Origin of the sequence: Nocardia sp. NPDC051787 (assembly GCF_040681325.1) — a bacterium.
Lineage (GTDB): Bacteria > Actinomycetota > Actinomycetes > Mycobacteriales > Mycobacteriaceae > Nocardia.
The window spans coordinates 292,026-304,042 of record NZ_JBFAYO010000005.1; the positions used below are offsets into that span (position 1 = coordinate 292,026).

10 protein-coding genes and 1 pseudogene are annotated in these 12,017 nt (G+C 67.9%); 5 read left to right on the forward strand and 6 right to left on the reverse strand.

Features of this window, described 5'->3' with window-relative positions:
* Nucleotides 1–322: 322 nt before the first annotated feature.
* The 6 genes from AB0M45_RS07890 to AB0M45_RS07915 form a co-directional block, all read right to left on the reverse strand.
* A complete protein-coding gene (locus AB0M45_RS07890; RefSeq protein WP_364324095.1) occupies nt 323–766 on the reverse strand; it encodes a hypothetical protein in 444 nt (147 codons plus the stop codon).
* 359 nt (nt 767–1,125) lie between these two features.
* Nucleotides 1,126–1,935 carry an MHYT domain-containing protein gene (locus AB0M45_RS07895; RefSeq protein WP_364324097.1) on the reverse strand — a complete coding sequence of 270 codons (810 nt, stop codon included), beginning with the start codon at nt 1,933–1,935 and terminating at the stop codon, nt 1,126–1,128.
* The gene (locus AB0M45_RS07900; protein WP_364324131.1) at nt 1,928–2,545 is read right to left on the reverse strand and encodes an ATP/GTP-binding protein; all 618 of its coding nucleotides are present in this window, start codon (nt 2,543–2,545) and stop codon (nt 1,928–1,930) included. The genes AB0M45_RS07895 and AB0M45_RS07900 overlap by 8 nt, the downstream gene beginning before the upstream one ends.
* A 40-nt stretch (nt 2,546–2,585) precedes the next feature.
* Nucleotides 2,586–2,957 carry a DUF742 domain-containing protein gene (locus AB0M45_RS07905; RefSeq protein WP_364324099.1) on the reverse strand — a complete coding sequence of 124 codons (372 nt, stop codon included), beginning with the start codon at nt 2,955–2,957 and terminating at the stop codon, nt 2,586–2,588.
* A gap of 7 nt (nt 2,958–2,964) precedes the next feature.
* Entirely contained in the window at nt 2,965–3,375 is a 411-nt protein-coding gene (locus AB0M45_RS07910; RefSeq protein WP_364324101.1) for a roadblock/LC7 domain-containing protein, read from the reverse strand.
* Nucleotides 3,372–6,143: an ATP-binding protein gene (locus tag AB0M45_RS07915; protein WP_364324103.1), complete on the reverse strand. Its 2,772-nt coding sequence runs from the start codon at nt 6,141–6,143 to the stop codon at nt 3,372–3,374. Before AB0M45_RS07915 ends, AB0M45_RS07910 begins: the two co-directional genes overlap by 4 nt.
* 356 nt (nt 6,144–6,499) lie before the next feature.
* Between AB0M45_RS07915 and AB0M45_RS07920 the strand changes: the two genes are divergently transcribed.
* From AB0M45_RS07920 to AB0M45_RS07940, 5 genes and pseudogenes are all read left to right on the forward strand, one after another.
* Nucleotides 6,500–7,186, forward strand: a complete 687-nt coding sequence (locus AB0M45_RS07920; RefSeq protein ID WP_364324105.1) for a response regulator transcription factor — start codon at nt 6,500–6,502, stop codon at nt 7,184–7,186.
* A 78-nt stretch (nt 7,187–7,264) separates the two neighbouring features.
* Nucleotides 7,265–8,650: a HAMP domain-containing sensor histidine kinase gene (locus AB0M45_RS07925; RefSeq protein ID WP_364324133.1), complete on the forward strand. Its 1,386-nt coding sequence runs from the start codon at nt 7,265–7,267 to the stop codon at nt 8,648–8,650.
* A gap of 225 nt (nt 8,651–8,875) precedes the next feature.
* Nucleotides 8,876–10,429: a trypsin-like peptidase domain-containing protein gene (locus tag AB0M45_RS07930; protein ID WP_364324106.1), complete on the forward strand. Its 1,554-nt coding sequence runs from the start codon at nt 8,876–8,878 to the stop codon at nt 10,427–10,429.
* Nucleotides 10,430–10,521: 92 nt separating this feature from the next.
* Nucleotides 10,522–11,016 carry a MogA/MoaB family molybdenum cofactor biosynthesis protein gene (locus tag AB0M45_RS07935; protein WP_195044576.1) on the forward strand — a complete coding sequence of 165 codons (495 nt, stop codon included), beginning with the start codon at nt 10,522–10,524 and terminating at the stop codon, nt 11,014–11,016.
* A gap of 684 nt (nt 11,017–11,700) precedes the next feature.
* Nucleotides 11,701–12,017: pseudogene (locus tag AB0M45_RS07940) on the forward strand (mspA family protein); the annotation flags it as partial.

Genomic DNA, 12,017 nt, shown 5'->3' on the forward strand with positions numbered 1-12,017 from the left:
GCGAACCGCCCCTCGCCACGGCTATTCTTCAGCTACCGATATGGCCTGCATCACGTCGCACTATTGCGTCCAGTGCGGTTGCGACCGGATAGCTACGCCATGAAATCGATACCGCCGGTTGGTTTTTGGCGGCGAAAAAGTACGCCGAAATTGATGCGCGCAAGGCCGGACAGCGGTACCCTCGTGCTCGAGGGCGGGTTCTCCTGGTTCCCAGGAGAACCCGCTCATCGCCAATCTGAACGGCGTCTCGCCGATCCGGCTCTCCCGATTTCCTTCTCCCACCGCGGATCCCCGCGTGCTTGACGGTGCGGCGGTGTGCCGCTCAGTTTTTCGAGGTCAGCTCCGCGGGTCCGGCCTTGTCGTCGGTCTCGTGCCGCTCGGCGCCGTCGTGGCCCCGCAACCCGGCCAAGTCCGCCCACAGTGCCTCCAACCGCGCCAGCTGCTCACCGACCAGCGCGGCGGGACCCTCGATCAGCGAGAGCGGCCACGGCAGGTGCGGCCGGTCCAACCGCTGCACCTGCTCGGTCAGCTCGGCTGTCGTCGCCTCCAGTTCGCTGATCTCGGTCCGCAATTCGACTATTTGCGTTCGCAATTCAGCGTATTGGCGCTCCAGCTCGCCGATGCGCGCCAGCGCGGCGGCCAACCCGTCCACCAGCGTGCGATGCTCGCCGTCCGCGTCGGTGCCGAGCTGCGGCCAGCCGGACAAGCCGGGCCCGCGCAGCTGAACCTGGATGTCGCGCAGCACTGCCTCTTGTTCCGGCGTCACGTCCGGATCCTCCCGTTCAAAAGAAATCCACTGTCCGAAATCAGGTCTCGGCCTTCACATGGCAGCGCCGCCGACCGTGACCGGGCGATGCTACGGCGGTACGTGAGCAGCTAGCTAGCTGGGCAGGCCTCGGGCACCGTCGGACACCGCGAAGCCGAACTCCACGGCGCACGCTGGACGTCCAGCGGCGAACCCCGGACCGAAAAACATGGCTCCCACTGTAAGTCGGCCGGACGGGTCTTTCCGGGTCATCGCCGAATCCCGCCTCCACCGATCAGCGCGAATCGGGGAGGCGGGTCGACCAGTGTCGCGAAAACAGACCTACTGCTGGGGGATTCGCCGTTCGGGCGGCTGGCGAATCAGCCGACCGGCTCCAGCTTCGGTCGGCGCGGCTTCGGCGGGGTAGCGAATTCGCGGCGGTCCGGAGCGATCAGCACCGCGGAGATCGGCACCGTCAGCGCCAGCAAGCCTATGACGAACATCGGGAACACGAAGTCGAACAACTCCACACCCTCGGGCACCTTCGCCGACCGATCCACGTCGAAATGCAATGCGGCCATCGCCGTGTAGTAGGTCGCGATCACACCGACGCCGAACAGCAGCACCGTCGCGGCGCGGGCCAGCGGGAAACGCACCGCCTGGAACGACCAGAGCGTCGCGGTCGCGGTGATCACCCCGATTACCGCCGAAACGGCGGCCAGCCAGATCGTCACGTCGACCGAACCCTGGATCGCGATCGAGCCGATGCCGAGGTAGTGCGTGAGAGCGATGCCGAGGCCGAGAACCAACCCGCCGGGCAGCAGCAGCGTCAGGCGCGGTTTGCGGCCGATGGTCAGCAGCGCGGCCAGGACCGTCACGATCGACACCACCAGAGCCGCGACCAAGCGGCCCGAGTCGTAACGGATCGCGCTACCCGGCACCCGCAGGCCGAGCATGGCCACCGACGTGGCCAGCCACGCCCCGACGCCGCCGAGCGAGATGGCCGCGGAAACCAGCCAGACGAGCCGGAACTGGACCGAGCGCGCGCTGTGCACCAGGCATGCGAGGCCGACTACCGCGCCGAGCACGGAGATACCCAAGGTCAGCGCGACCAGCCAATAGCCGAGCGCGAACTGATCGACCGACGCCCCGGCGCCATTGCCCGCAGCCAGCGTCGCGACCTCACGCATGCCGGGCGCTTCCTTCCAGTTCGCTCGCCTTCAGCTGGGCGATCGCGTATTCGGTGACCGCGGCCAGCGCCTGGCGCACCTCGATCGCGTTGCGCGCGTCGATATCCACGATCGGCACGCCCTCGCGGACCGAAAGCGCCTCGCGCAGCTCCGCGATCGGGAAGCGCGGCGCGTCGGGGAACCGGTTCACCGCGATCAGGAACGGCAGCTTGCGCGCCTCGAAGAAGTCGACCGCGGCGAAGCTGTCCTCCAGCCGCCTGGTGTCGATCAGCACCACGGCGCCGATCGCGCCGCGGATCAGGTCGTCCCACATGAACCAGAACCGTCGCTGGCCCGGTGTGCCGAACAGATAGAGCACCAGGTTGCCCGGCAGGATGATCCGGCCGAAATCCATCGCGACCGTGGTGGTTTCCTTCTCCGGTGTCTCGGCGAGATCGTCGATGCCGTCGGAGTAACGGGTCACCATCGCCTCGGTGCGCAGCGGAACGATCTCCGACACCGCACCGACGAACGTGGTCTTGCCCGCGCCGAAGCCGCCGGCGACAACGATCTTCGTCGAGGCGACGCGGTTCTCGAAGCCGTCCGGTCCAGGGGCGTTCCCCGTTCCGATATTCCCACTTGGCCCGGGATTTCCACTGGGCCCCAGATTCCTATAGGGCGCGGAGTCCACGCAATGTCCTCTCCATCAGCGAACGTCGCTCGTCATAGCTCGCCTCTTCGGTCAGGGTCGAATGCACGCGCATGGTGCCGTCGACGACGAGGTCGCCGATCACCACCCGGACCATGCCCAGCGGCCGGTCCAGATGCGCCGCGATCTCCGCGACCGACAGCCGATGCGTGCCGAGTCGCAGTATCTCGGTGCGGATGTCGCCGGTCGGCCAGTCGAGATGTGCAGTGTACGACAAGGTTTCGATGACCGCCTCCAGCGGCAGCTCGATCGCCGGTTCGGTACGCCCGGAGGTCAGGGCGTACGGCCGGACGCGGGTGGTTGGTCGTGGTCCAGGGCCGTATGGGTTGGACATCTCACACTCAGACGGCGGTACGGGCGGTGGCGGTGACCACCGAGCCCACCCGGTCGACCAGCAGCGCCATCTCGTAGCCGATACGACCGATGTCGTGTGTCTTGTTCGCCAGCACGGCCAGGTGCGAGCCGTTGCCGACGCTCATCACCAGCAGGTAGCCGCGCTGCATCTCCACGATGGACTGCATCACCTTGCCGCCGTCGAACAGGGAGGCCGCGCCCATGGAGAGGCTGGCCAGGCCGGCGGTGACGGCGGAGAGTTGCTCGGCGCGGTCGCTGGGCAGATGCGGGCTGGTGGCCTGCAACAGGCCGTCCGCCGACACCAGCACCGCGTGGGACACGCCGGGCACATCCCGGGTGAAGCGGGCGACCAGCCAGTTCAGATTCTCGTCCGTGGTGCTGTTGTTCGCGTTGGTCATGCAAGCCCTCCGTCGTTGTACTGCGCATTGGCCCGCCCGCTGCGGACCCCACTGAGATGCCTGGTCAAGTTAGTGCGAATTTCGTCTGGATCACGCGTTCCGGCGTCCTCCGCCGGCGCCAGGCCGCCGGGCACCAGCTGGGCGCCCGGTCTGCGGATCGGCAGTCCGCCGACAGTACGCGCCGTGGTCGTCGGATTGCTGGCATCCTCGGCGGCCAGCCAGCCCGCGTCCCCAGGCGAAGACCATGTGCTCTCCGGCGATTGCGAGGTCGAGGGCTCGACCAGCCATTCCGAGACCATGCGTTGATAGATCGGAGTGGGCGAGGCGCCGGCCACCGGCTGTAGCCGGGATGAGGTGACCGTCGCGGGTTCGGATGCCACCTCCTGCGGTGGGTCAGCGGGTGCGGTGGACGGCTTGCGGATCGGAAGACCGGACCGTGCGGTGGTCTGGGGTGCGACGCTCTCCCTGGCCACCGCCGGATTCGGTCCGGTGGCCGGATCGTCGTCCTGGATCTCGGTCCACAGATCGGTGGGCGCGGGCTGTTGTCCGGCGTCGCCGGACGGTTCACTCCCGGCGGACGTCGGCGGACCGAACGGGCCGGCCGGGGTGTGGTCGGTCTCCGTGCGGGGAGTGAGCACCGGCCAGGGCTGGGTGGGCGGCTGATCGGCCGGATTGACCGCGCGGCCGACCGGCGCGGAGACCGCGGGCTGGTCGGACGAATCAGCGACCCGGATGGCCGGACGGCGCTGGGGCAGACCGGAACTGGTCACGCCGAAGCGTGCGGTGTCGCGCTGCGGCAGGCTCGGCACCGGTACGAGATTGCGGGGGTGCGCGCCGGTGGGCGATGCGGCGAGCGTCGGCAGCTGATGCTCGGCGGTGATATCGAGCGGTTTGCCCGCCGGGTCGGTGACGTCCATCGGCGGCGCGACCAGAGCGCCGGGCAGGTGCACGCTTGCGGTGATGCCGGGCTGCTGCGCCATCGTCGAGGTGCGGCGCAGGCTGACCGTGATGGTGTGGCGTTTGGCCAGCCGGCCGACGACGAACAGACCCATTCGGCGCGCCGTCTCGACAGTGACCTCACCACCGGAGGCGAGCCGTTCGTTGGTCGTCTGCAGGTCTTCCAGGGACATGCCCAGGCCGCGGTCGGTGATTTCGATCAGGTAGCCGCCGTCCACCGCGCGCGACACCATCACCGTGACGGGAGTGGTCGGCGGGGAGTAGCGCAGCGCGTTGTCGATCAGCTCGGCGAGCAGGTGCTCGATGTCGACCGCAGGCTCGCCCGCGACGATACCGTCGGGCACCGCGCCGATCTCGACCCGCTGGTAGTCCTCGACCTGGGAGACCGCGCTCCAGAGCATGTCCGACAGGTGTACCGGGTGCAGCTGGCCGCGGCGCAGCGCGGTGCCTGCGAGCACGAGCAGGTTGTCGCCGTTGCGGCGCATACGGGTGGCCAGGTGGTCGAGGCGGAACAGGCTCTGCAGCCGGTCGGTGTCGTCCTCGTCGTGTTCGAGATCCTCGATCAGCGCCAGCTGCTGCTCGACCAGCGATTGGCTGCGGCGGGAGAGGGTTTCGAACATGTTGCCGATCTGCAGGCGCAGGCGGGCCTGGTCGGCGGCGAGGTTGAGCGCCTGTTCATGGATCTCGTCGACGGCGCGGGCCAGCTGGCCGATCTCGTCGGTGGTGTGCACGGCGACCGGGGTGATCTCCGGTGTGGTGCCGCCCGCGCGCACCACGGCCAGCTCATCGGGCAGCTTGATGTGCGCCACCTCGAGCGCGTCGCGCCGCAGCCGACGGACCGGGACGACCAGGGTGCGTGCCACCGACAGAGCCAGCGCCAGGCCCGCGAGCAGCATGCCGATGACGATCGTCGTCTCGCGCAGCGCGCCGGTCTGCGCCGCGGTGGTGCGGTCGGCCAGTGCGCTGTCGATCGTGTCGATCAGCTGCACGGTGGTCTTCTCGTAGGTGTCCGAACTGATCTGGAGCGAATCGAGCACGGCGGGGTTGGTCGCCGGATCGGCGACGTTCTGGCTGAACGTGCCGAGACGGGTCTGCACCGCGTCCAGCAGCGGGCGCATATTGCCCGCGTAGTCCGGCAGGATCTGCGCGTACTGGTAGATCATCGTGATCTCGGCGCCCGCGGCGACCAGCACGCGCGGCCGCACGCTCGTGTTGCGGCCCGCGTCCGGTGAGCCGATCAGCATGCGCTGCTGGGTGAGCACGCGCCGTGCGGTCTGCACCGACGCCAGCTGCAGGAAGTAGCGCTGGATCACCAAGTCGTCCACGGAGGGTGACAGCGCGAGCGCGTTGCCGATGCGCACCATGATCTCGTCGGACTGTTCGCCGACCATCGCGGGCGAGCCGTTGCGCAGGCTGTTGCGCATCGTGGTGCCGGTCGCGATGGCCGAGGCGAGCTCGGAGGTGACCCGGCCGCTGGCCTTGGTGGTCTGCAGCGCGGCTTCCAGCTCGGCCAGCGCCTGGTCGAACTTCGTCAGCGCCGCGTCGGTCTGCGGGTCGGCGGTGTTGCCCCAGGTGGCCGTCGCGGTGACGCCGAGTTGCTCGGTCGCGGTACCGAACTTGACGATCGGGCGGATGATGATGGCTTGTTCGGTGGCCGCGTCCAACTGCGTCATGGTACGCAGTTCGTTGTTGATTCGGAGCACGGCGAAGACGGTGGCCAGCAGCACCGGAAGCACGAGCACCACGCCAACCTTGCGGGTGACCGACCAGTTCGACAGGCTGAATTGCCAGGACCGCGGTGCAGCTTCCATCCGCTTCCGTCGCCTCCGCTTCACCAGTGACCTCGGTTGCGCGTGGCTGTTCAGTATTGATTCAACCCGCAAAGAACCAACTAGAGGTCTTCTTTTTACCGCACGGAACATACCGTGCAGAGTGGTCATCGGCAATCCGGGGGAGTCGGTACGCAAATTGCCGAATATGGCTATAGAGAACATGATTCGCGGCGGAATGCGTCAAGGACGCGTCAACTTCTCGACATTGTCGTGGAAGCCCCTGGTCATCCGGGGTCGGAGCGGGGTGACGCGCCGAACGCTGCACCAGGACTCGCCGCGGCGTGTCGGGGGTGGCCTCTCAGTTACCTCTCAGTCGCTGCGGTCAAACTGGTGGCATGCGCATTCTGGTAGTCGACGACGATCGGGCTGTCCGGGAATCGCTGCGCCGGTCGCTCACCTTCAACGGCTACTCCGTCGATCTCGCGGTGGATGGCGTGGACGCGCTGGAGAAGGCAACCGCGCAGCGACCGGATGCGCTCGTGCTGGACGTGATGATGCCCCGGCTGGACGGGCTCGAGGTCTGTCGCAGGTTGCGCAGCACGGGCGATGATTTGCCGATTCTGGTTCTCACGGCGCGAGATTCGGTCTCCGAGCGGGTTGCCGGGCTCGACGCCGGGGCGGACGACTATTTGCCGAAGCCCTTCGCGCTGGAAGAGCTGCTGGCCAGGCTGCGGGCGCTGCTGCGCCGCACGGCCGCCGATCCGGGTGAGGCATCGGAGGCCATGAAGTTCGCCGATCTGTCGCTGGACCCGGTGACGCGTGAGGTTTCCCGCGGCGCCCGCCCGATCAGTCTCACCCGCACCGAGTTCTCACTGCTGGAAATGTTGATGGCCAATCCGCGCCGGGTACTGACTCGCAGTCGCATTCTCGAGGAGGTCTGGGGCTATGATTTCCCAACCTCGGGAAACGCGCTAGAGGTGTACATCGGTTATCTGCGCCGCAAGACCGAGGCCGAGGGCGAGCCGCGGTTGATCCACACGGTGCGCGGCGTGGGCTACGTGCTACGCGAAACACCCCCGTAGGCCGCTTTCATGGCACGGACAGCCCCCAAGCGACCCGTCGTCGCCGCGCTCGGCCAGCGACCGCCCGAGTCGGCGGACATGCGGCCGCCGATGCCGCTGACCCGATCGGTCTCGCTGCGCTGGCGAGTGACCCTGCTGGCCGCCTCCGTGGTGGCGATCGCGGTGGCGGTCACCTCGATCGCGGCTTACGCGCTCGTGGCGCGCGCGTTGTACGCCGACGTGGACGCGCAGCTGCGCAGCCGCGCCACCGCCGTGATCGCCAGCAATCCGTACGGATTCAACATCCAGAATCTGATGATCGCCTCGGCCTTCTACGACGACACCGGAATCGCGCTGATCTATCCCGATCTCAAGCCCTATTCGCCACCGCAGTCGACCGATCCACCGGTCGGGGTCGAGGAGATGGACGTCGCGGAGGGGGAGCGGAGTTCCTCGCTGCGCACCGTCGGCAATCAGCGTGTGCTGGCTGTTCACACGAATTCCGGTGCGACACTGGTGATCTCGCAGCGACTGGACCGGACCAGGGAGGTGCTGGACCGGCTCGCCTGGCTGCTGTTCGTGGTCGGCGGCTGCGGTGTCGTGCTGGCCGCCGCGGCGGGCACGGCGGTCGGCCGGACCGGATTGCGACCCATCGCCCGGCTCACCGCGGCCACCGAACGCGTCGCGCGCACCGACGATCTGACGCCGATCCCGGTGACCGGCGACGACGAACTGGCCAGGCTCACCGACAGTTTCAACACCATGCTGCGCGCCTTGACCGAGTCGCGCGACCGGCAGCGCAGGCTGGTCGCCGACGCCGGGCACGAATTGCGCACGCCGCTGACGTCGTTGCGGACCAACATGGAGTTGCTCATCGCTTCCAGCCGCCCGGGCGCACCCCGGATACCGGACGAGGACATGGCCGGGCTGCGCGCGGACGTCATGGCCCAGATCGAAGAATTGTCGACGCTGGTGGGCGATCTGGTCGATCTCGCGCGGGAAGACGCACCGGAAACCGTCTACGAGCGCGTCGATCTCGGCGACGTGGTGGAACGCGCGCTCGAGCGAGCCCGGCGCCGCCGCACCGGCATCGAGTTCGTCGCGGATCTGCGACCGTGGTTCGTGTACGGGCACGACGCGGGGCTGGAGCGCGCGGTGCTCAACGTTCTCGACAACGCCGCCAAGTGGAGCCCCGCCGGCGCGCAGGTCCGCATCGTCATGCGGGAGAGCGGCCCGGGGCTGCTGGAGCTTGCCATCGACGACGCGGGGCCGGGAATTCCCGCGCCGGAGCGCGAGCTGGTATTCGAGCGCTTCTATCGGATCACCTCGTCCCGATCGATGCCGGGTTCGGGCCTCGGCCTGGCGATCGTGAAGCAAGTGGTGACAAAACACGGCGGCACCATCGCCGTCGATACTTCTGAACGCGGTGGCACCGTCGTCCGCATCGTGCTGCCGGGTGAGCCGGGAGCCCCCGCGCCGGATTGACGCAATACCGCCCGATGGGCGTCTATTTCCCGCACAATGGTCAGTTCTGTGCGAAATATTCACCGATAATTCGGACATTGCCTCGATCGGTTTGTCGCATACTTTGAGACATTGACTTGTCGATGGTTCTAATGCTGGCCGCGATGGGCAGATCTCGGAAAACTGAAAGCACGGTCTCAGTCCGCTCTCAGTCACTGGGACCAACCTGGTCGGCACAGCGAACAAATGAACACAGCCGAGCACTCGCTCGTGCCGGAGCCGAGCGTCGGCGAGGTGAGCGAACCGAGGGAGCACGCAGTCGCGAACGGCGGCGCCGAGCGCCGGCGCGGTGACGACGTGAGCAGAAACGAGGATTCCATGAGCGAGGATTCGAAGGACCGACCGGACCCCGGCGCGGCCAGTGCCGGTTCGGGCCGAGAGCCGGCTGAGCATATCCCCGGCGCGGCATCCGGCCCGTGGTCGGCGGGTACGCCGCATGGCGGCGCCTTCGGTCCGGGGGAGGCGCAGGCCCACGGTTACGGTCCGCAGGGACCGCAGCATCCGTCGGCGCAGTACCCGGCCCAGCACAATCCCACGCAGCCGTTCGGCGGGTACGCCGCGCCCCACGGCAAGCCGCACGACGGCGTCTACGATGGGCCGCCCCGGCGTCCGATTCGCACCGGCCTCGTCGCGGGCGCGGTCGCGCTCGCCTTGGTCAGCGGCGGCGTCGGCGGCGCGGTCGGCGCGCTGGTCACTCGCACCGACGACGGCCGCGCCCCGGTCACCAACGCCTTGGATGCGCCGAAACCGAACATCAACAACGCCTCCACCGCCCCGGCCGGATCCACCCAGTCGGTCGCGCAGAAGGTGCTGCCCAGCGTGGTCATGATCAAGGTGGCCAGCAGCAGGGCCGAGGGCGAGGGTTCCGGGGTGATCCTGTCCTCCGACGGGCTCATTCTGACCAACAATCACGTAGCCGCGGGCGGCGGGCCGAACGCGAGGATGGAGGTCGTGTTCGCTGACGGCAGCAGCGCGCCCGCGACGGTGGTCGGCGCCGACCCGGTCTCCGACCTGGCCGTCATCAAGGTGTCCGGCCGCAGCGGTCTCACCCCGATCGAGCTGGGCACGTCGGCGAACCTCCAGGTCGGTCAACCGGTCGTCGCGATCGGCTCGCCGCTCGGACTCGCGGGCACGGTCACCACGGGCATCGTGTCGGCGTTGAACCGGCCCGTGGTGACCTCGGGCAACGGCAGCGAGCCGAGCCCGGCGGTCAGCCCGGTGATCGATGCGATCCAGACCGACGCCGCGATCAACCCGGGCAATTCGGGTGGCGCTCTGGTGGACGGCAACGGCAAGCTCGTCGGCATCAACACCGCCATCGCGACGCTCGGGCCCGCCGAGACCGTCGGTGGCCAGACCGGCTCGATCGGACTCGGCTTCGCGATCCCCGTGGATCAGGCGCGCCGGGTCGCCGATGAGCTCATCAAGACCGGAAAAGCCACTTACGCCCAAATCGGGATCACCGTGTCGCGCCAGCAGGACCCGGCGCAGCAGATTTCCGGCGCGACGGTGCGAGACGTGACGCCGGACGGCCCCGCCGCTCGGGCGGGCATTCCACCGGGTGTGGTGGTGACGAAGCTCGACGACCGCCCGATCGATTCCGGAAACGCGCTCGTCGCCGCGGTCCGGTCCCATCAACCAGGAGACAAGGTGAATGTCACCTACACCGATGAGCAAGGCAACAACCCCAAGACCGTCGAGGTGACCCTCTCCGGCGCGCCCGCGGAGGGCGGCCGATGATGCGCGGCGGACGGGCTCCGCTGACCGACATCGACGCCGGCGTTGTCGGCGCGGCCGCCGAGTTGCTCGACGCAGGCGCTACGGTGAGCAGCATGGAAATCGATGCTCCTGTGGCGGGGCGTGCTCTGGTGGTGGTCGTCGACGATCGAACGGCGCATGGAGGTGTGGACTCGCTCGGCCCGCTGGTCACCGAGCTGCTCACCGAGGCGGGTTTCCTCGTTGACGCGTCGGTGTCGGTACAGGCCGACGAGGTCGAGATCCGCAACGCGCTCAACACCGCGGTGATCGGCGGCGTCGATCTGGTGATCTCCGTCGGCGGCACGGGCATGTCCCCGCGTGACGTCACGCCGGAGGCCACCTCGCAAGTGCTCGACCGCGAATTGCCGGGAATCAGCGAAGCGCTGCGTTCCTCCGGCCGGGTAGCCGGATCGCTGGACGCGGGTCTGTCCCGCGGCGTGGCCGGCGTGTCCGGAAGCACCCTGGTGGTCAACCTGCCCGGCACCAGATCCGCGATCCGGGACGGTATGGCGACGCTCGGGCCGCTCGCGAGCCGAGTGATCGGCGAACTCTCCGGATTGGTCGAGTAATCACCGCCCACACTCCCTCCGACAACCCTCGCCCGGCGGCTCGCCGGGCGAGGGATGCCGCGCGTCTGGCGAAGATCTTCGGTGACCCCCTGCCCGAGACCACCAGCGACGAGCGCGGCGAGGATGCCGGGGACGGCCGGTCCGGCGACGACTGGCTACGCGCTCAGGTCCCCCCGCACCACGGCTGAGGCCGTTATCTACGTAGTAGCTACGTATTCGAGCCAGCGTTCTCGTGATTCGGCCGTGATCATTTCCGGCCGAAAGTAATCCCAGCGAAATCTTTACGGCTCTGTCCCGTATGTGGCGACGGCCCCCTTGGGTAGCTTTCGGACAGCCTCGGCTGTAGTGAACTTGCATTTATGCACGTCACGCCATATTCAGATGTTCGCAACTGTGACTTAGGTCACTCTGAACTTTACGAACCGTCGCGTTGCGATCGCCGTTATCCACCGTTTAATGTCCCCATCGAGCCATGCAATATGGACCCCGCAGGCCCGGGTATCGGCACGCATGAGGCCGCCCGGTTGGAACTGGGCTCGGTTCCGTTGCCAGCTGGTACGTTGCGCTGAAATTACAACCGGTTACACACCGGCAACAAAGGAGCGACACACTGAGCTGGGCCTGAGAGGACCACGTCCAGCCTCGATGGTCGAGGTTGACTGTTTGAACCTGATGAGGGGAAGTATGAGCGAGAACCGCACTATGCGCCGCGGTGCCCGCGTCGCGGGCATCGGCGCCGCCGCGGCCGTTGCCATGGGCCTGCTGTCGACCGGTGCCGCCAATGCCGACACCTTCGTGCCGTTGCCGGACGGCCACAAGGTGGGGCCTGGCGTGACGATCACCCGGAACGGAGAGCGGGCCCTGATTTCGCCGTCGCTGGCTGCCAACGGCGCCGGTCGCGTGGTCTGGGTTTCGGGGAATGCCATTGCCGATGTCGCTGTGACGCCGGAAGGCGAAATCGGCCCGAACAACGGTCCGACCGGAAACCCGGGAACGAATAA

Excerpts from the sequence above, each read along its gene's own strand:
- AB0M45_RS07930 (WP_364324106.1), top strand. The coding sequence starts at position 8,876 with ATGAACACAGCCGAGCACTCGCTCGTGCCGGAGCCGAGCGTCGGCGAG.
- AB0M45_RS07920 (WP_364324105.1), top strand. The coding sequence starts at position 6,500 with ATGCGCATTCTGGTAGTCGACGACGATCGGGCTGTCCGGGAATCGCTG.
- AB0M45_RS07925 (WP_364324133.1), top strand. The coding sequence starts at position 7,265 with ATGCGGCCGCCGATGCCGCTGACCCGATCGGTCTCGCTGCGCTGGCGA.
- AB0M45_RS07905 (WP_364324099.1), bottom strand. The coding sequence starts at position 2,957 with ATGTCCAACCCATACGGCCCTGGACCACGACCAACCACCCGCGTCCGG.
- AB0M45_RS07895 (WP_364324097.1), bottom strand. The coding sequence starts at position 1,935 with ATGCGTGAGGTCGCGACGCTGGCTGCGGGCAATGGCGCCGGGGCGTCG.
- AB0M45_RS07935 (WP_195044576.1), top strand. The coding sequence starts at position 10,522 with ATGGAAATCGATGCTCCTGTGGCGGGGCGTGCTCTGGTGGTGGTCGTC.
- AB0M45_RS07910 (WP_364324101.1), bottom strand. The coding sequence starts at position 3,375 with ATGACCAACGCGAACAACAGCACCACGGACGAGAATCTGAACTGGCTG.
- AB0M45_RS07915 (WP_364324103.1), bottom strand. The coding sequence starts at position 6,143 with ATGGAAGCTGCACCGCGGTCCTGGCAATTCAGCCTGTCGAACTGGTCG.